Below are 20,519 nucleotides of genomic sequence, written 5' to 3'. Positions count from 1 at the left end.
AAAAACAATCATTAAAAATGAACACCGGAAAACTAGTAAAAGGCAAAGCAACTCCCAGAGGAAAGTTCCCACATGTAAAACGCGTGGGCGACTTTATATACGTTTCTGGAACAAGCTCCAGACGACCAGATAATACTTTTGTGGGCGTTGAAGTCGACGAATTTGGCACAACAAACCTAGATATCAAGGCGCAAACAAAGGCAGTGTTAGAAAATATCAATGACATTTTAACAGAAGAGGGAGCTAGTCTAGATGACGTGATTGATATTACTTCTTTTTTGGTAAATATGAATGATTTTGGCGGATACAATGAGGTGTATGCACAGTATTTTGATTACAGTGGCCCTACTCGAACAACGGTAGCGGTTCACCAACTACCTCACCCGCACCTGCTCATTGAGATCAAAGCAGTAGCGTACAAGAAACAAGCCTAATCAACAACGCCATAAATCCACAAGAAATGAGTGATACGGTAGACAAAAAAATTCTAAACACCTCTGTAGAAAAAGCGTTCAAGATTTTGGATTGTTTTTCTACTGATAAAATAGAATTGGGGGTTACCGAAATTGCTCGTTTAATGGGCACAAACAAAAGTGCGGTATATAGAATGCTAGCCACTATGGAAGCCCTTAATGTAATTCAGCAAAATCCAGAAAACGAAAAATATCGATTAGGATTAAAGTTATTTGAGCTTGGCCAAAAAGTAAGTATTCATAAAAATTTTATCTCCAAAGCCAGACCTTTTATGGAAGAGCTGGTCAAACGAGCAGGAGAAACTGCCCATCTTGCAATTTGCAGAAATCAAAAGGTATATTTTTTGGATAAGGTGGTAGGAAGACATGATTTGCAAATCAACTCACAAATAGGTAGCGAAAAACCTTTGCATTGTACAGGTTTGGGGAAAATTATGCTCGCCTTTGGTATACAGGACTATCATAAAACCGTAGCACAATTAGAATTGGAAACAGTAACCTCAAACACCATTACGAATACCCAAAAGTTAATTGAGGAAATCGAGAACATCAAAAGAAATGGTTTTGCATTGGATATGGAAGAAAATGAAATCGGATTGGTTTGTGTTGCAGTTCCGGTATTTGGTGTCAATGGAAAGTTCTTAGCAGCAATAAGCACCTCGGGGCCTTCTGCACGATTTAACAAAAATGAAATCAAAACCTATACTGGAGATCTTAAGCACACAGCAGAACAGTTAAAATATATTTTCAGTTAATTCAATTAAGGAATGAAAGAAATACATAACTATATCGACGGCAAATTTATCCCTCCTGTACTAGATAACTGGATAGATAATTACAAACCATCCACTGGTGAAGTGTATGGACGTATTCCTAATTCGACTACCGAAGATATTGAGCTGGCCTACACGGCGGCAAAAAAAGCATATCCCGATTGGTCCAACACCACTTTGCAACAACGCAGCGAAATTCTATCCAGAATTGCAACCTTAATCAATGAAAAAGCAGATGAGCTAGCACTAGCCGAATCAATAGATAATGGCAAACCTCTTAGCCTTGCCAAAAGTGTGGATATCCCAAGGGGAGCATCTAATTTTCAGTTTTTTGCACATGCCATTACACAATTTGCAAGCGAAGCTCACGAAAGCAGTGGTCTGGATGCGATCAATTTTACGTTGAGGCACCCAATAGGTGTAGTAGGTTGTATCTCTCCTTGGAATCTGCCTTTATATTTATTCACCTGGAAAATCGCGCCTGCTCTGGCTGCGGGAAACACTGTAGTGGCCAAACCCAGTGAAATTACTCCAATGACTGCATTTTTATTAGGGGAAATCTGTACAAGTGCTGGGTTACCCAATGGAGTTTTAAATATTGTACATGGGTTGGGTACTAGTGCAGGTCAAGCTATTATCCAACACCCAGACATCAAAGCTATTTCTTTTACGGGAGGCACCAAAACAGGAGCTCATATTGCAAAAGTTGCAGCTCCTGCATTCAAGAAGTTATCCCTAGAGCTAGGAGGCAAAAACCCAAATCTAATATTCGCAGATTGTGATTACGACAAAATGTTAAGTACTACACTCAGGTCCTCTTTTGCCAATCAAGGACAAATATGCCTGTGCGGTTCTCGAATTTTTATAGAAAGGAGTATTTATGATCAATTCAAATCCGATTTTGTTGAAAAAACCAAAGCATTAAAAATTGGAGATCCATTAGCCCCTGAGACCAATGTAGGAGCCTTAGTTTCTAAACCCCACCTCGAAAAAGTAAAGTCCTACATCGATAAAGCCAAAGAAGAAGGAGGAACTATTTTGTGTGGTGGCGAATATGTTACTGTTGAAGGCCATGAAAATGGATATTACTTACAACCTACAGTTATAGAAGTTAATTCCACGCAATGCAGCGTAATGCAGGAAGAGATCTTTGGGCCGGTAGTAACTATCACACCTTTTGATAATGATGAACAAGCATTATCTATGGCCAATGATGTTCGTTATGGTTTGTCCAGTACCATATGGACAAATAATTTAAATCGAAGTATGTATTTAGCCAAACACATCCACGCCGGTATTGTTTGGATCAATACATGGATGATGCGAGACTTGCGAACACCCTTTGGGGGTATCAAAAATTCTGGAGTCGGTAGAGAAGGTGGTTTTGAAGCCTTACGCTTCTTTACGGAACCTAAAAACGTATGTATACAATATTAAAAAACACTATAAGAAGTTTCTATGATGAATCTCAATCTTACCCATAAAAACGCATTAGTCTGCGGTAGCACCCAGGGAATAGGAAAAGCCTCTGCCCTACAACTGGCAGACTTGGGAGCGAATATTACCTTGGTAGCACGAAACGAACAAAAGCTACAAGAAGTGCTAAAAGAACTGGATACAGCCCAAGGACAATCTCATGATTATTTGGTTGCAGATTTTCAAAACCCCTCTGACTTAGAGGAAAAAACAAAAAACACTACCAAGAATTATCATATACTCATCAATAACACCGGAGGGCCAGCTGCCGGGCCTATATATGACGCGACGACACAAGAGTTTGAAAGCGCTTTTACGCAACATTTAAAATGTAATCACATTTTAGTAAAAGCTTTGGTTCCGGGAATGCAAAAGGAAGGATATGGTAGAATTATCAATATTATTTCTACTTCTGTAAAGCAGCCACTTTCTGGGTTAGGTGTATCAAATACAATCCGAGGTGCCGTCGCGAATTGGTCAAAAACACTAGCCAATGAGTTAGGACAATTTGGTATTACCGTTAACAATGTGTTACCAGGAGCAACAGCTACCGAAAGGTTATCACAAATCATTAAGAACAAAGCTTCAAAAACTGGTAAGTCGATCGAAGAAGTTGAAAATGCTATGAAGAATGATATTCCGGCCAAAAGATTTGCACAACCAGAGGAAACTGCTAATGCTGTTGCTTTTTTGGCTTCTGCAGCAGCATCGTATATTAATGGGATTAATGTTCCTGTTGATGGAGGAAGGACAAAGTCCTTATAGTTAACCATTTGTTATTATAAAATACAAATCAAAATACTTACATTTAATAAAGGAATACTTAACAAAATCGAACGAATATTATGAATAATCTAGTTTCACCATTAAATTTTAAAGCCTGGATCGAAGAGCATAGACATCTGTTAAAACCGCCAGTTGGAAATAAATGCGTTTGGGAAAATGGAGATTTTATAGTCATGGTTGTTGGTGGTCCTAATAATCGTAAAGATTATCACTATAATGAGACTCCAGAATTCTTCTATCAAGTAGAAGGAGATATTGTACTAAAAATAATAGAGAATGGTGAACCTAAAGATGTTCATATCAAAGAAGGCGATATTTATTTGCTACCACCCAAAGTACCACATTCACCTCAACGTGGTGCCAATACAGTAGGTTTAGTGATTGAATATCCACGTAGTGAAGGCATGATGGATGCTTTAGAATGGTATTGCGAAAACTGTAATTCCCCTTTATACAGAGAGGAGTTTGCTTTGGATAATATTGAAACTGATATGCCTATCATTTTTGACAAATACTATAGTGACAAAGAAAAGTGTACTTGTTCTAACTGTGGAGCGGTAATGGAACCTCCTCAAAAGAAATCCTGATGCACACATGCTAATGAGCAAAAAACTCATCAAATAACTTACATAACAACATAACAAACAGATGAAACGAAAACTTAGAATTAACGGACATTCGCATTTACTGCCCTATCCCGAGGAGATTCCGAAGTTCATGAAAGAAAAGGAGATTTTTTGGGTTGATGATGAGCGAAAATATATGTTACAAAAAGGCTGGAAACGGCCGGTAACACATTCCAGCTTTTTCTTGAATGAAAAACTGGAATGGATGGAACAAAACAAGATTGATCATGCGGTGGTCCTTAATCTCTCGCAATTGTATGGAAATGGCTTAAGATTAGAGGAAATGAAGCACGCTTTGCGTTTTCAAAATGATTTCAACGCAAATGTACAGAGAGATCATCCAGACAAATTTTCTTGTGGTTTTGTGGTACATCCTGGATTTATTAATGGAGCACTATGGGAAATTGAACGTTGTGTAGAAGAGCTGGGTATGTATGTATTATGCTTACCCACACATTTTATGGATTCTATCGGACAATGGCGATGCATTTTTGATGAAGAAAATGATCCTATTTTTGAGCTTGCTGACAAATACAAGCTTGCCATCGAAGTACATCCTTATGATGGTGATAAAATGATAAAACTTGAAAATGTAGCCTGGCGTTTTCATTTGGTATGGATGCTGGCCCAATGTGGTGATGCCTATCATTTTTATACTTTAAACGGAATGCAAAATCGATACCCAAACATTAGAACTTGTTTTGCTCACGGAGGGCAATTGGCGCAAATGAATCTAGGACGACGTATTCAAGGTTTTGATGGTAGACCTGATCTTTTTGAAGGGAAACAACACCCAAGAAAAGCAGTAGGACATCCAAACATCTATTTTGACACTTTGGTACATGATACAGATTCGTTAAAACTTACTGTAGAACGACAGGGTAGCAAACAGGTTATTATGGGGCTTGATGATCCCTATCCTCTAGGAGAAATGGAAAGCGAGCCGCAATCTTCTTATCCTGGAAAAATATTGGATTTGGCTTTAGAACGTGATATTATCAATGAAAAAGAATACGACGAAATTTGGGAATGCAATGTTCTAAATTGGTTATTTGGAGATAACGAAGAAGCTAAAAGAAACTTAACAAACAAAATTTTGGGAGAGACCATAAAAGTGGATTAATCCTAACTTTTCCAACAATACATTTAAATACACAAAAGGCTTTCTAAGTGATACACAACAAGAAAGCCTTTTATGAATTATCATAATCAAGCTTTACAAAAAACTAATATATGCACTTCATTCCAGAAGAATTGGACAATTATGTGGTCCAACACACACAGCAGGAACCCGAATTACTTCAACAACTCACCAGAGAAACCTATCAAAAGATTTTACAACCTCGTATGCTGAGTGGCGCTTATCAAGGGAGAGTATTAAGTATGCTTTCTAAACTTATATCACCAAAACATATTCTGGAAATAGGCACTTACACTGGCTATTCTGCAATTTGCTTGGCAGAAGGAATGCAAAAAGATGGGCAACTACATACTATTGACATCAACGAAGAGTTGGAAAGTTTTCAGCGTAAGTACTTTGATTTATCACCCTATGGGAACCGGATACATCAACATATAGGTGATGCAACTACCATTATACCTAATATTGATTTAGCATTTGATTTGGTTTTTATAGATGCAGATAAACCGAATTATCCGCTCTATTTTGAATTAATCATTAATAAAATAAAACCAGGAGGTGTTATATTATCTGATAATGTATTATGGAGTGGCAAAGTAATAGAAGCTATAGAAGAGGATGACCTTTCTACAAAAGCACTCCTTGAATACAACAAACTATTAGTTGAAGATACTCGTATTGAAACAGTACTGCTTCCAATTCGAGATGGACTTACGATAAGTCGAGTACTATAGAGTACATATACAAAAAAAACATCTCCTCTTGTACAAGAGGAGATGCCTTACTCTTCTTTTCTGACCTAACCCAGAAAACAAATCATTACTCGCTCAACTTACTGCACCGCTTTCAGTGCATTAATATTTCCATATCCAAATCGGCTATTGCGACTAGGATAAAACTCTCCTGCTCTTTTTAACTTATCCAGCACTTGTGCTCTGGACATATTAGGGTTACGAGCCCATACCAAGGCTGCAATCCCGGCTGTTGTAGCCGTAGCTACCGAAGACCCTCCAACATAATTTCTAGTTCCACCGTTAAATCCAACTACTGGAACATTTCTACCTGAATCTCCTGCTCTTTGCATTACGATAGTAAAGTCTATCTTATTTCCATCGTGACAATTGCTACAACGGTTATACCCATTATCTTTTATTCCTGTAACAGCAACTGTTTCACTCATGCTAGCTGGAAAAATAACTCCATACCAATTGGTAAACGAAGTTGATGTTCCTCCTGCAGCAATAATCATTTTTCCTTTTCCATATGCATAACGAACAGCATCCTTTACATTACCGATAGACCAAGGATATCCAATAGACATCGAAATGATTCTCACATCGTTACGATTCCCTAATGCTCTTAAAGCATCACGAACTCCTTTGCGCTCATGATAATCTTCTAGGACTACATCAGAAGTTCCTCTATAAGACACTAAATTACTATTGTATGCTACTCCTACTGGCATACCATCATCATTTCTTGGCGAAGCAATAGCTGAGGCCATAGACGTACCATGACCACATCTGTCATTTGGTCCATCCACATTATTTGACCACCACCAAGGAGAATCGATATATGTTCCAAAACGTTGTACGAATCTTCCATTAGAACTACCATCGTTGAAATTACTACCCAATAAGCTTTGGTTCGCAGAAAGTCCAGTATCTATTAATCCAACGGTAATTCCTGCTCCTGTGCTGTAATTCCAGGCTTGCGGTACGTTATGAATATCAAAATTCCACGGTAACCATGCATTAGGAGAAATCACGCGATAATCATTTCCATTGATATTTTCTCCACTTTGTGCACATCCAAAATCCTTTTGTTGCACATCGTTTTGTTCCAAATAAGAAGTGTAGAATGTATCTATATACCGTACTTGATCTGCTTGTTGTAAAGCAATCACAGTTTCCAAACTAGAAATCTCAAAGTCTACAAAATTGAAAGTCTCATCTTCATATTGTAAAACATTAGCTTTTGTAGCCTGTTCTGCACCTTGAACGATATCTATAATATTATTTTTAGCACTGTTCAATCTGGGGGAGCGTTGCTGTGTAGTAAAACTTTCTCCCTTTTCTCCATAACCAACACTTAAAATACCGCCACTATGCATTACTGCACTATATAACACCATTGCTGGTGCATCTCGCCAAGCCAGATCACCTGTGGTTTTTAGCTCATTAGCTATATACTTGTTGATTTCGTCTACAGAAAGAATCTTTTGAGAATCGATCGATTCTACCATGGGATCAATAATTGAATTTGGATCTTCTTTGGAACAAGAAAACACCAAAAGAAGTCCAAAACTTAGAAGGATTAGTTTTTTCATTTTTAGAATAAGATTTATGAGTTTGTGTGTTAAAAACTACTATGTTGTGATTATCGAAAAAATAATCAAAATTTATCATTTAGTTAATTTCACTCCTAATATATTAATTATATTCTAAATATTTTATTGATTTTTTGCGGTTATCGCAATAAAAAACGCAGTATTATGCTCGCATAGTACCTTGTTGTTAAGCTAAAATTTCCCCGAAACACCTATAAACACAGGAGCTTTTGCCGATTGATATTTAAAAATATCATACCGGCAAAAAAAATGTATTTTTTTTGAAAAAAAATTAAAATCTACAAGGAAAATTGATCAAAAATGTAAGTTGATTGAAAATCAAAATCATAATTTTCGTTTTACCGGGCCGGTAATCTCTTCGATATCGTCTTTTACCTGATCGATTTCTTTTTTGATATCTGTAGTAATAGAAGAAGTAATCTCAGTATCTATACCGTGCTTTTCTGCACTTTTGGTAATTTCGGTTTTGATATCGTTTGTAGCGTCTTTTACGATTCTCATTCCTTTGCCTAAGCCCCGAGCAATTTCAGGTATTTTATCCGCACCAAAAACCATTACCAATATAAAAACGATAAAGGCAATCTCGGCTCCACTTATAAACAAAGGTATTGTCATCATATGGGTACAAATATAGGTAATATCCATAAAACAAAAGCCATCACATTACTAGTGATGGCTTTGTTTATGAAAATTTTATGTTCAGGATTATTTTCCCTTCACTTTATTTTTAAATTTATCAAACTTACCAATTTGATTGTTTTGAGGCCAGCTGTTATTTGATGTATCTATATCCGCAGTCTCAAAATTTGGATCTACCACTATTTTGGTAATACTCTTTTCTGAAGCTATAGCACGTTTTACTCTTGTGTCATTTTTTCTCCAGATTTCTGCTGGATAAGTAATCGTTTCAGAAGTACCATCCTCATAAGTATATTCTACAATTAATGGCATTACTAAACCTCCTGGCTTTTCAAAAGTAACCTCATAGAAATATTTAGGCTCTTTCAATTTCTCTCTTTCTCCTACAGAGAAGTTATCCATTACATATTCTTTCAAGGTCTTCGCATTATCAATAATGTTTCCATTACTCTTAATTGTATTGTATTCGTCACTACCTTCTTCTACCATAAATACTAATGGCCCAAAATCTTCAACTCTAACTCCACGAGCAGCTGCAAAGTCTTTAGCTTGTTGTGTAGCTTCTTTGGACACTACAAACTTCTTCACCTCTCCCACTCCAATATCTGTATAATCGGTAGTGTAGAACCATCCTCTCCAAAACCAGTCTAAATCTACAGCAGAAGCATCTTCCATTGTTCTGAAAAAGTCTTCTGGAGTTGGGTGTTTGAACATCCATCTTTGAGAATATGTTCTGAAAGAGTAATCAAAAAGCTCTCTTCCCATAACCGTTTCTCTCAATATATTCAAACCAGTTGCAGGCTTTGCATATGCATTAGGCCCAAATTGATGGATATTGTTAGATTGTGTCATAATTGGAGATAAGAAATCCTGGTTTCCACTCATATAAGGAATGATTTTTTGTGCAGGACCTCTTCTTGAAGGATATTTTTTGAGTGGTGCTACAGCTTCTGGATACCATTCTGCAAAATCCTGTTCTGCTACGTACTGCACAAAGGTATTTAATCCTTCGTCCATCCATGTCCACTGACGCTCATCGCTATTCACAATCATCGGGAAGAAGTTATGTCCAACTTCGTGTATAATCACACTCATCATTCCATATTTAACTCGATCGCTGTAGGTACCATCAGGATTTGGTCTTCCGTAGTTCCAGCAAATCATAGGGTATTCCATACCTTGATTTTTTGCATGCACAGAAATGGCTTTGTGATATGGATAATCAAAAGTCATTCGACTGTAAGACTTTAAAGTACTCGCTACAACTTTTGTAGACCAGTCTTCCCAAAGTGGATTTCCTTCTTTTGGATACATAGAAACAGCCATTACGTCTTTACCTCCAACCTTAACAGCCATCATATCCCATATAAATCTTCTAGAACTAGCAAATCCAAAATCCCGAACATTTTTAGCACTAAATCTCCAAGTTTTTTTATCACTGGCAAATGATTTTTCCTTTGCTTCAGCTTCTTTCTGGCTTACAATAATTACCGGTTTATCATAGGATTTCTTAGCCTTTTCATAACGACTCATCATTTCCTTACTGAAAACCTCTTTTCTATTCGTTAATTTTCCTGTAGCATCCAAAATATGGTCTGAAGGCACAGTAATATTCACATCAAAGTTTCCAAAAGGTAATGCAAACTCTCCTCTTCCCCAAAACTGGTGATTTTGCCATCCTTCTACATCATTGTAAACTGCCATACGAGGATAGAACTGAGCGATTACATAGGCTCTGTTTCCATCTGCAAACTCTTCATATCCAGACCTTCCTCTTTTGAGGACATGGTTATTGATGTTATACCACCAATCGATAGAAAATACAAATTTCTCTCCAGACTTAAGATCTTTTGGCATTTCTACACGCATCATCGTAGCGTTGATGGTATACTGTAGAGGACTACCATTAGCATCTTTTACTGCAGTAATATTAAATCCTCCATCAAAAGGAGCTCCAAGGTATTTTGCCGCAAAAGTTCCAGGCTGTTCTGCTCCTGCCACTCCATCCGGTTGTATTAATGGAGTTTTAGAATCTTTTGCTCTCATATTTTGATCCAATTGCACCCATAAAAACTCTAAATCATCTGGTGAATTATTGGTATATGTAATCGTTTCTTTACCCGTTATTTTTTTGTTCTTATCATCAAGCTCGATATCCATTTTGTAATCTGCTTGCTGCTGATAATAAGCTGCTCCCGGTGCACCAGAAGCTGTACGGTACATATTAGGAGTTGCAAACTCCTCATACATTTGTTTGAACTTGTTTTGATTTGTGTGCCCTAATCTTCGCGCACCTCTATCGTTCCCTTGGTCTTGTGCATAGGCCCCAGATACCATCATAGCCCCCAAAAGAAGTAAAAGAATCTTTTTCATTGGAATGAATTTGAGTTAATTGAAATGATTTGCAAAATAGTTGTTTTTTAAAAGCTTAAAGATTTATTCACTAAATTTTAACATCCCTGTATCCCTTCTTTTTTCTAGGATAAGGCTCTTACGGATGTTTTCATTTTTAACATGAATAATATTTTGTTGTTCTTCAAAAAGATCCATTAATACTTGATTGGATATTTCAAAAGTTTCTAAACTATTTATATTTTCTATTTCCAGATATAAGAGGATCAGATCATCTTCATATTCTTTTCCTAAAAATACGAAAGGCTTTTCTTCTCCATTAATGATAAAAGTGATTTTTTGATCGAAGTATTTCTCCAAATATTCATCGACATTTGGACTTTCTGCATTTGGCTCTAGTTGAATTTTTGCATCATATCGCTGTCGAAGTACTTCTTCGATATCATCGATAAAAACTCTGGTAATAATCTGAAGTGATTGTTGTTCTTTATTATATTCGACTTGTGTAACACTGACATAAAACTTATGAGCAACGAACGAACTCAAAGCAATCACCATAACACAGAACACAAGACTTAAGCTCTTTTTCATATTTATAAAAAATTATAAAGGGTTAAATGTACTTAAAATAATTAATCCAGCTCTTTGTGTTCTCGATATAATACTGCTTTACCTTTAAAAAAATCCATCAGGCTCAACTTTTTTGAATTTGCCAACAAATCTTTGAAGTAATCGTCCTCTGCGCAATAATAAATAAAATCAGTAACTAACTCCTCAGGAATCTCCAGAGCGATCACAAAAAAAGAAGTGTCAAAAGAGGTCTCACCCTGATGTACTACCTTATCTAGATCTTGAAGCGCCTTAATTCTTTTTAATTTTTTGAGAGTACCATTCAAATAATTGATAGGCCTTTCCAAAATCCCTGATTTTGCAGTATAAATCCTTCGTTCTATTTGTGTAGGTTGTGGTTTATCACTAAAAGGAAGCCCTAAAATTTTATTATCTACATAAGGTAACAATTCTACCTTACCCACATCATCAGTAAGATATCCAGACAGCTCAATATTACTTACTTTTACACGATCAAGTAATTGAACTTTGGCAGATAGAACAATTTCTAAATTTTCATTATCAAGATCCTCTTTACTGACTTTTAGGGTAACTACTTTGTATTGAACCGAAGAAAAGACAACAGAGTCACCAACGTTTGCAGGAATATTGAAAAAACCATTCTCGTCATTGGTTGTTCCTTTCAAGTTTGTATAGTTAACAATGTTTATCGCATACCCTTGTATTGAATCTGCTACCACCTTACCCTTAAGCATTTGCGCATACCCAAAACCAATAGACAACACAAGTAGCATAAAAAGAGTAATAGTTTTTTTCATCAATTACGAAATAGAGCCCCAGTGCAATATCCACTAAGCGCTACGTAAAAGACGTTACTTGAATCCGTTCGTTACAAAACTATTGTCGCTGACGGTATAATTTACTTTGATATACCAAAAACTGAAGAAGATCCAGTTCTTTACCGGTTTCGAAATATGCATTATCCAACCCATTATCTTCGGCAAAGAAGATAAAGTCATTGATCTGATCCATCTCAAGAGCCAAAAAGTTTCTGAAGAAATCGTCATTGTACATATCTCTCATCTTCACATCAATATCTTTGGGTTTCTTTTTATTCTTTGAATTATCTTTATCATTATAAACTAACTTAAAAAGATTGACAAAGTTTAAACCGTTAATCATTCTATCTTCTAAAAACACTTTATTTTCTAATGCACTCACTTCATCTGGTCTAAAATCATAGTCAGTGTCATTAATTCTTGTCGAAGTTTCTTTAGCAACCTCTCCTATTCCACTTTCACTAAAACCAATTTTTTTGACATCTACAGATACATTACCCAATAGATCATAAGGAGTAACGACTACTTCTTCTAATTGATTGACAGATTCATTCAGAAAAACATTCAACCTCTTACTGTCGACTACTCCTTTGTCTATCAATACTAAAAAGTGTTGATATTGCATTGCCACAATCTCTATTTTGTCATTAATACCAGCATTGATTTTAAATTCTCCTTTTTGGTTGGTAATCGTTCCTTTATTAGAACTACGATTATATATTACTACACCTTCGACATCATCACCGATTGGAGCACTGATTTTACCTTCAATCATCACTCTTGAAGTAATTTGCGCAATAGATTGAGTAACTACTAAACAGATAAATAGGATGGCTAATTTCACTTTCATTGTAAACAGGGTTAATTTTCTTCAAAAAGATACTACATTTTTTTATCTTACCTCGGTATTTCTCTATAAGAAAAAGTTAAACCACCTATAAGAAAAACTAATGACAAATTGTATTATCGCTAGTACCTCTGCCCTGCACGGTAGCCAACCATTAGAATATTTGCTAGACACATTAGAAGAATTGTACCAAGGCCGAGACGAAGTTCTTTTCATTCCATATGCTCGTCCCGGAGGTATCTCCCATGATGAATATACCATTGGTATTAATAATATTTTCAAGAAAATAAATAAACGTATTGTTAGCATTCATATGTTTTCTGATGCGCAAGAAGCTTTTAAAAATGTACAAGGTATTTATACAGGTGGAGGAAATACATTTTTGTTGGTAGATCAATTGTATCGTAACGAATGTATTCCACTAATTAGAGATGCAGTCATGTCCGGCACACCTTATTTAGGAACTAGTGCAGGAAGTAATATTTGTGGTTTAACAATGCAAACCACCAATGATATGCCGATTGTTCACCCTCCAAGTTTAAAAACTTTGGGAATAGTACCTTTTAACATTAATCCACACTATTTGGATCCGGACCCCAACTCTACTCATAAAGGAGAAACACGTGAGACTCGTATCAAAGAATTTCACAACCTCAATACACAACCAGTTGTTGGTTTAAGAGAAGGAAGTTGGTTAAAAGTAGATGGAGATAAAATTACACTGGGAGGAAATCTAACGGCTCGTATTTTTGAAAAGGATAAAACTCCTTATGAAATTGATCCAGGAAGCTCCCTAAGTCACCTTAACTAATTCTCAATAATGAATTATCAGGCTATACTAAATCAAATACAAGAAGAACTCAACTTAAAAAAAAGTACAGGTACTGTTGCTTCTTATATTCCTGAACTTGCAAAAGTGAGTCCTGATAAATTTGGAATGAATTTGTATTGCATCAACTCCGGGCATTATCATTTTGGTAATTCTCAGGAACGATTTTCTATCCAAAGTATCTCAAAGGTTTTTGCACTTACGCTGGCAATGTCATTAACCGATGATAGTTTGTTTGAACGTGTAGATGTCGAGCCCTCTGGGGATCCGTTTAATTCTCTTGTTCAATTGGAGTATGAACAGGGTATTCCCAGAAATCCATTTATCAACGCGGGCGCCTTGGTCATTTCAGATATTCTAATTTCACTTTTGAAGAATCCTAAAAAAGACTTCCTCAATTTTATTCATAACATAACAAACAATACAACTATAGATATCAATAAAGAAGTATTCTATTCTGAAAAAAAGTATAGCCACAGGAACGCAGCCCTATTGAACCTAATGAAGTCCTTTGGAAATATCAAAAATGATATCGAAACAGTGTTGGACTTTTATATTTTTCAATGTGCAGTTGAAATGTCTTGCAAAGAATTGTCTACGGCTTTTATGATGTATGCCAATCAAGGTAGAAAAATATCTGATGAACAACAAATCCTGTCACCTCAAAAGGTAAAACGAATTAATGCTATCATGCAAACCTGTGGATTCTATGATGAAGCTGGAGAATTTACTTTTAGAGTAGGGTTACCGGGTAAAAGTGGTGTTGGAGGTGGAATAACCGCTGTACACCCTGGGCAATATACCGTAACCGTATGGAGCCCTCCTCTTAATCCCAAAGGCAACTCTGAATTGGGTATGTTTGCTTTGGAAAGGCTAACTACGCTTACGGGTTTGTCTATTTTTTAAATAAACAAAATATTCCTAAAAACTATGAATATATCCTTCTCTACCATTTGTGATTATACACTAACCCGAGAAGAAAGGAACTTTCAAAATCATAACGAAATCATAAAAACTCTTATATTTAGCTTCTATAAAAGTATTTCTCACTTGAGCTAACTCTAACATCAAATAATTTTTGGTAATTATTGCAGTCAATATTTATTAAGGATTACGCTTACAATTTAAAAGTATATGTTTAACAACTTCACTAACCGAACTTTTCAAACGGTAGCTTTATCTACAATACTTATTGTGACTTTTGTTGTTTATTTAAATCACTTTGACAATCCTTTTTTCTTTGATGATTTTCATACAATTACCGAAAATGAGTCCATTCAGAGTTTAGACAATTGGACAGAATTCTTTACCAACGCCGACACTTTTAGTTCCTTACCCGCAAATCGATCTTATCGCCCTATGATAACATTGATGAATGCTTTGGACTATAAGTTTGGAGGTGGTTTAAATCCTGAGTTTTTTCACTATCACATATTTTTTTGGTTTTTGGTTCTCATTATTCTCGTATTCATTCTCATCAAAAAGATTTATAAGCTCTCTGAATCCTCGAACAAAGGGATAATCATAACTGCTTTATTGTCTACAGCATGGTTTGCCGTTCATACTACAAATGCAGAAACCATCAATTATATATGCGCACGGTCTGATTCTTTTTCCACGCTTTGTGTAGTTATGTCTTTACTTTTATATATACATCCTTTCGGAAAAAAATGGCATTTGTATCTAATAACTGCCATAATTGGAGTATGGACAAAACAAACAGGGGTAATGTTTTTACCTATATTATTTATGTATATATTACTATTTGAAGAACATTCACTGCTAACTAATTTCAAAACAGATACTAAAAAAAAGTTAATTAAATTTTCAAAAAAAGTAGCGCCTACTGCGATAGTTTTAACTTCCTTATTCATATTCAATCAGTACTATCTAACACCAGAGGCCACAGTATCTACAAATTACACAATTACTAGATTTGAATATATTAGCACCCAGTTTTTTGTTACTCTGCATTATCTAGGAAACTTCATTTTACCCATTAATTTAAGTGCCGATCCCGATGTTGCTATCATCAAACCATGGTATGATTTTCGTATTTTATCTGGACTTATTGTAATTCTTATAATGGTTTCAGTCATGATAAAAACTTCCTTTCAAAAGAAATTAAGACCTATTTCTTTTGGAATCTCGTGGTTTTTTATTGCTTCATTACCTACTACATTAAATCCTCTTTTTCAAATCGCCAACGATCATCGCACTTTTTTTCCTTTTATAGGTTTATTCATAGCTATCCCATGGGCTCTTCTAACAATATTCGAAAAATATAAGCTGATCCAGAACAAAAAGAAAGCATCTATTCTCATAGGTTTATTTCTGGTAGTAATTAGTGCTCATGCTTATGGAACCATTCAAAGAAATAAGGTCTGGGGGTCTACAGAATCCTTATGGAAAGATGTTACCATTAAAAGCCCAAAAAATGGCCGAGGATTGATGAATTACGGATTAAGTCAGATGGAGAAAGGAAATTACGACCTTGCACTTGATTACTATAATAAAGCGTATCAAATACAACCTAACTACTATGTTCTACATGTTAATATGGGTATTTTGTATGGCGCTCAAAACAACCATCAAAAAGCAAAAGAACATTTTGAATATGCCATTAACCTAAATTCATCTTCTCCTACTCCAGAATATTTTTATGGAAGATATTTATATGAAAGAAATAAACATGTAGAGGCAAAAAAATACTTAAATCAAGCCTTAAAAAAAAGCCCTAATCATGTCCAATCGAAAAGCTTATTAAAAAATACATCTTCAAAAATCACCCTATTAAAACAAGAAATTGAGGCAGATCGAAAAAAGGCAATACATAACGCTGATATTAATAAATTACTAGAATTAAGTTTAAAATATTATAATTTAGGGGAATATCAATCGGTTATTTCCGTGTGTAGAAATATTCTAGAAATAGATTCAAATAATGCTTTTGCATATAACAATATCTGTTCGGCGCATAACCAAATGAAACAATGGAAGCTTGCATTTGAAGCCTGCAAGAAATCTTTAGATATCGCTCCAAATTACCAATTAGCTAAGAATAACCTTAAATGGGCTTCAGACAACTTAAATTGACACTTAATTAAAAAGTAGACAATGTTAAACAACAAAACAATCGCTATTGTAATTCCTTGCTATAATGAAGGCACACAAATAGCTATGGTCATTGATAGTTTACCCGATTTCGTAGATCGTATCATAGTCATTGATGATGTATCCAAAGACAATACCGTAGAGGTTGTTACGGAATATCTAAAAGGAGACAATACCTCAACTCTTAAAATATCTTCAAATCTCAAAAAGAATATTACCCCTACGATCTATAATCAAGCAGATATAGAGGTACATCAAAAAAACATAGAGGAAGTAAAAAAGTTTACTCCTATCGAAATTGTCAACAAAGATCCCGACAATGACAAAATCATTTTGATCAAACACTTAAAAAATGGTGGTGTAGGAGCTTCGGTTGCAACCGGATATAAATGGTGTAAAGATCATGATATTGATTGTGCTGTGGTAATGAATGGTGACGGTCAAATGGATCCTAATGAACTAGAGTCCATTTGTAATCCTGTTGTTTACGAAGACATTGACTACGTAAAAGGAAATCGATTAATTCATAAAAGTGCATGGGTGATTATTCCAAGAATACGTTTCTTCGGAAATTCTATATTGAGTATTCTTACAAAAATAGTTTCTGGTTACTGGGGGATTTCTGATACACAAAGTGGATATACAGCAATGTCAAATAATGCATTAAACTCCATCCCTTTATATAAGATCTACAAAAGGTATGGTATGCCAAACGATGTACTCGTAAAACTTAATATTGCCTTCTGTACCATAAGAGAAGTTAAAATAAAACCTGTTTACGGTGTTGGAGAACAATCTAAATTAAGCGTCATCAAGGTTACATTTCCCATTCTGTTCCTATTAATTCGATGCTTTTTTAAAAGATTAACCATAAAATATCTCTACAGAAGTTTTCATCCTTTATTCGTCTTGTATTGGGTAGCTATTCTCATAGGAATTATAAACTCTTATTTCCTTTACCACTTGTTGTATAATTTTTTCACCCCTAATGTAAAGACTCCAACAGACTACCTGATTATTTTTATTTTTCTAACTATTTCTGGTTTTCAGTCCTTTTTGTTCGCAATGTGGATGGATATTCAGGACAATGAGCGCTTGTCAAAATAATTTTTCAAATAATTATCTTTGATCAAATGCAATCAAAAACAGATTTCAAAAAAGACTAGTTTTGAAAAAAATAGACCACTCCAAATTAAAAGCCACTCCAGAAACTGAAGACTTCTCGGGCAAATACGAGAACGAAGGCTTCATTGCAAAATATCTGGTAAATAGTTATTTCAAATCTGTAGAAAAATTATTAAAAAAAATACCAGAAATTAAATCTGCTCATGAGATTGGTTGCGGAGAAGGAAGATCTACTATCGAGCTTCATCAATTCGTTTCCAATTTAACAGCTTCAGAATATGTTGGAAATTTGGTTGGTGTTGCAAAAAGAAATAATCCTGATTTAAATATTTTTCAAGAAAGTGTTTACGAACTTCAATATGATAATTCCAGTGTAGAATTAATCTTTTTACTTGAAGTATTAGAACATCTCGACTATCCTGAAACTGCCTTAGATGAAATAAAAAGAGTATCCCAAAAATACTTGATCTTGGGTGTGCCAAGAGAACCTTTATGGCGATTTTTAAATATGTGTAGATTGAAATATGTAAAGGACTTCGGCAATACACCAGGACATTTAAATCACTGGTCAAAAAAATCTATCATAAAACTTATTGAAAAAAAATTCGGAAAGGTAATCGCTGTCGAATCCCCTATCCCTTGGACCATAGTTTTAGCCGAAAAAGAACCACCAACAGGTTTGTAAACAATTTACAAGAAATGTTTAAGTTCCAAAAATTACTCAGTGAAGAAAATAAAGCTTTGACTTTTAGATATATCCTCATCAGTCTATTGAGCTATGGATTTGTTTTTTTGGGACTAATATTTATGGTAAACTTGTTAGAAGTAAATCAAACCTTATCCTTTATAATAGTATACGGAATCAATTATATCTTCCTATACATGGTTCAGTTAAGATATTTATTTAAGACCAAACATAACAAGAAAAAATTATTCCGTTTTGTTTGTTTTATCCTTTTCTTTTATACCTGTGCCAATATCTTTTACAACATAGCATTAAATTTAAATACCCATTATTTAGTTGCTACGGCACTTACAGTTATTCTTTTAATGCCCTTTAGAATACTAGCATCAAAGTTGATTGTTTTTAAGGACTAGGAAGTATGGCAGATAGCACTCCGAATAATTTACAAGGGATCAGATACAAAATAAAAAAAGCTCCATCAATAAAGATGAAGCTCTAGAGCGGGAGACCGGGTTCGAACCGGCGACATTCAGCTTGGAAGGCTGACGCTCTACCAACTGAGCTACTCCCGCCTTTTGTGATGGCAAATATATTAGAATTAAATAAAATAAAAAACTTAATCTCTTATTTCTTTAGAACTCCTAAAATTTTAACAAGAAGAGAAAGTTAATTGCGACTAACCACCGCATCCATTCGACGAATTAACGTATTTAATCGACTAAAATTGTATTTTATCGAAAAAATTGTATATTTGCTTTGTTAAATCGATTTTAATTGCTTTAACAATTTATATTTAAGAATTGAAATTAACGTTAACCTACTAAGCATTCGTCAAGTGTAATGGCCCATTCATTAAATTATAATGTAAGCCGCAAATAAACTATGAATATGAGGATAAAACTACTCTTTATCATCTTATTTCTATCTCTAGCTACCTCCCAGGCACAAGTCAAAGTTGGTGATAACCCCAATTTGATAGACCCAAGTTCTTTGATGGAATTAGAAAGTTCTAACAGAGCATTAGTTCTGACCAGAGTTACTAATACTGAGATGAATGCAATCACTCCTCTCAATGGAGCTTTAGTATACAACACAGATAATAACTGTATCTACCAGTTTAACAATAATAGCTGGAGCAGCCTTTGTACAGGCAATGATGATCAACAATTAAGTTTCGATTCGACCACTAACATCTTGACTTTAGAAAATGGTGGGGCAGTTAATCTTTCTTCCTTAATTAATGATTCAGATGCTGATCCAACCAACGAAATACAAATCTTAAGTCAAAGTGGTAATACGATTACCTTATCCAACGGAGGAGGTTCTTTCACAGAAACAATCTCGACATTAACGTCCAACCCAGACGGGACTTTTACATATACCGCAGAAGACGGAACACAAACTACATTTGGTGCTACAGGTCCAACAGGTCCTCAAGGACCAACAGGAAATACAGGTGCCACTGGTGCACAAGGACCGACAGGTGCGACTGGAGCAACAGGAGCACAAGGACCTACGGGTGCTACCGGAGCAACCGGAGCACAAGGACCAACAGGTAATACAGGTGCCACTGGAGCACAAGGACCAACAGGTAATACAGGTGCTACTGGTGCACAAGGACCGACAGGTGCCACTGGAGCAACCGGTGCACAAGGACCGACAGGTGCGACTGGAGCTACTGGTGCACAAGGACCTACGGGTGCTACTGGAGCAACCGGAGCGCAAGGACCTACGGGTGCTACTGGAGCAACCGGTGCACAAGGGCCGACAGGTGCGACTGGAGCAACCGGAGCACAAGGACCGACAGGTGCTACTGGAGCAACCGGAGCACAAGGACCGACAGGTGCTACTGGAGCAACCGGAGCGCAAGGACCTACGGGTGCTACTGGAGCAA

At 35.7% G+C, this 20,519-nt stretch carries 19 protein-coding genes and 1 tRNA gene; 13 read left to right on the top strand and 7 right to left on the bottom strand.

The genetic code is table 11. From position 1 onward, the window contains the following. Positions 1-17: 17 nt before the first annotated feature. The 7 genes from ACXAGJ_RS22140 to ACXAGJ_RS22110 all read left to right on the top strand — a co-directional run bounded on the left by ACXAGJ_RS22140 (position 18) and on the right by ACXAGJ_RS22110 (position 6,009). On the top strand, positions 18-434 hold the full coding sequence (locus ACXAGJ_RS22140) for a RidA family protein (protein WP_474843028.1): 417 nt from the start codon (positions 18-20) through the stop codon (positions 432-434). Between the two features lie 26 nt (positions 435-460). Continuing rightward, positions 461-1,228, top strand: a complete 768-nt coding sequence (locus ACXAGJ_RS22135) for an IclR family transcriptional regulator (protein WP_474843026.1) — start codon at positions 461-463, stop codon at positions 1,226-1,228. Between the two features lie 12 nt (positions 1,229-1,240). Continuing rightward, positions 1,241-2,683, top strand: coding sequence for an aldehyde dehydrogenase (locus ACXAGJ_RS22130; RefSeq protein ID WP_474843024.1), 1,443 nt, complete (start codon positions 1,241-1,243; stop codon positions 2,681-2,683). Positions 2,684-2,707: 24 nt separating this feature from the next. Beyond that, the gene (locus tag ACXAGJ_RS22125; RefSeq protein WP_474843155.1) at positions 2,708-3,487 is read left to right on the top strand and encodes an SDR family oxidoreductase; all 780 of its coding nucleotides are present in this window, start codon (positions 2,708-2,710) and stop codon (positions 3,485-3,487) included. Between the two features lie 80 nt (positions 3,488-3,567). Further along, positions 3,568-4,095, top strand: a complete 528-nt coding sequence (locus ACXAGJ_RS22120) for a 3-hydroxyanthranilate 3,4-dioxygenase (protein ID WP_473285752.1) — start codon at positions 3,568-3,570, stop codon at positions 4,093-4,095. 61 nt (positions 4,096-4,156) lie between these two features. Further along, on the top strand, positions 4,157-5,257 hold the full coding sequence (locus ACXAGJ_RS22115; protein ID WP_474843022.1) for an amidohydrolase family protein: 1,101 nt from the start codon (positions 4,157-4,159) through the stop codon (positions 5,255-5,257). A 110-nt stretch (positions 5,258-5,367) separates the two neighbouring features. Then, positions 5,368-6,009 (top strand): O-methyltransferase, encoded by a 642-nt coding sequence (locus ACXAGJ_RS22110; RefSeq protein ID WP_474843020.1) that lies wholly within the window; start codon positions 5,368-5,370, stop codon positions 6,007-6,009. Positions 6,010-6,107: 98 nt separating this feature from the next. On the opposite strand, the gene ACXAGJ_RS22105 is transcribed toward ACXAGJ_RS22110, so the two are convergent. From ACXAGJ_RS22105 to ACXAGJ_RS22080, 6 genes are all read right to left on the bottom strand, one after another. After that, positions 6,108-7,604, bottom strand: a complete 1,497-nt coding sequence (locus ACXAGJ_RS22105; RefSeq protein ID WP_474843018.1) for a S8 family peptidase — start codon at positions 7,602-7,604, stop codon at positions 6,108-6,110. A gap of 345 nt (positions 7,605-7,949) precedes the next feature. Further along, the gene (locus ACXAGJ_RS22100; RefSeq protein ID WP_474843016.1) at positions 7,950-8,243 is read right to left on the bottom strand and encodes a Sec-independent protein translocase subunit TatA/TatB; all 294 of its coding nucleotides are present in this window, start codon (positions 8,241-8,243) and stop codon (positions 7,950-7,952) included. A gap of 87 nt (positions 8,244-8,330) precedes the next feature. Further along, a complete protein-coding gene (locus tag ACXAGJ_RS22095) occupies positions 8,331-10,637 on the bottom strand; it encodes a M1 family metallopeptidase (RefSeq protein ID WP_474843014.1) in 2,307 nt (768 codons plus the stop codon). Positions 10,638-10,700: 63 nt separating this feature from the next. Then, on the bottom strand, positions 10,701-11,207 hold the full coding sequence (locus tag ACXAGJ_RS22090; protein ID WP_474843012.1) for a DUF6702 family protein: 507 nt from the start codon (positions 11,205-11,207) through the stop codon (positions 10,701-10,703). A gap of 41 nt (positions 11,208-11,248) precedes the next feature. Next, positions 11,249-12,004, bottom strand: a complete 756-nt coding sequence (locus ACXAGJ_RS22085) for a peptidase associated/transthyretin-like domain-containing protein (RefSeq protein ID WP_474843010.1) — start codon at positions 12,002-12,004, stop codon at positions 11,249-11,251. Between the two features lie 79 nt (positions 12,005-12,083). Next, entirely contained in the window at positions 12,084-12,875 is a 792-nt protein-coding gene (locus tag ACXAGJ_RS22080) for a carboxypeptidase-like regulatory domain-containing protein (protein ID WP_474843009.1), read from the bottom strand. A gap of 100 nt (positions 12,876-12,975) precedes the next feature. Between ACXAGJ_RS22080 and pepE the strand changes: the two genes are divergently transcribed. The 5 genes from pepE to ACXAGJ_RS22055 all read left to right on the top strand — a co-directional run bounded on the left by pepE (position 12,976) and on the right by ACXAGJ_RS22055 (position 18,625). Beyond that, a complete protein-coding gene (gene pepE, locus ACXAGJ_RS22075) occupies positions 12,976-13,683 on the top strand; it encodes a dipeptidase PepE (protein ID WP_474843007.1) in 708 nt (235 codons plus the stop codon). Between the two features lie 9 nt (positions 13,684-13,692). After that, positions 13,693-14,607: a glutaminase gene (locus ACXAGJ_RS22070; RefSeq protein ID WP_474843005.1), complete on the top strand. Its 915-nt coding sequence runs from the start codon at positions 13,693-13,695 to the stop codon at positions 14,605-14,607. A 228-nt stretch (positions 14,608-14,835) separates the two neighbouring features. Then, a complete protein-coding gene (locus ACXAGJ_RS22065; RefSeq protein ID WP_474843003.1) occupies positions 14,836-16,797 on the top strand; it encodes a tetratricopeptide repeat protein in 1,962 nt (653 codons plus the stop codon). A gap of 21 nt (positions 16,798-16,818) precedes the next feature. Then, positions 16,819-17,922, top strand: coding sequence for a glycosyltransferase family 2 protein (locus ACXAGJ_RS22060; RefSeq protein WP_474843001.1), 1,104 nt, complete (start codon positions 16,819-16,821; stop codon positions 17,920-17,922). 61 nt (positions 17,923-17,983) lie between these two features. Beyond that, positions 17,984-18,625 carry a class I SAM-dependent methyltransferase gene (locus ACXAGJ_RS22055; protein ID WP_474843000.1) on the top strand — a complete coding sequence of 214 codons (642 nt, stop codon included), beginning with the start codon at positions 17,984-17,986 and terminating at the stop codon, positions 18,623-18,625. Positions 18,626-19,124: 499 nt separating this feature from the next. On the opposite strand, the gene ACXAGJ_RS22050 is transcribed toward ACXAGJ_RS22055, so the two are convergent. After that, positions 19,125-19,197: transfer RNA gene (locus ACXAGJ_RS22050), tRNA-Gly, on the bottom strand. A gap of 310 nt (positions 19,198-19,507) precedes the next feature. Between ACXAGJ_RS22050 and ACXAGJ_RS22045 the strand changes: the two genes are divergently transcribed. Further along, a partial coding sequence (locus ACXAGJ_RS22045) for a collagen-like domain-containing protein (protein ID WP_474842998.1) occupies positions 19,508-20,519 on the top strand: 1,012 nt, incomplete at its 3' end.

The organism is Aquimarina sp. AWH4_224 (assembly GCF_056160245.1).
The sequence above is the reverse complement of the archived record's forward strand: the minus strand, read 5'-3'. Positions and strand labels throughout refer to the sequence as shown.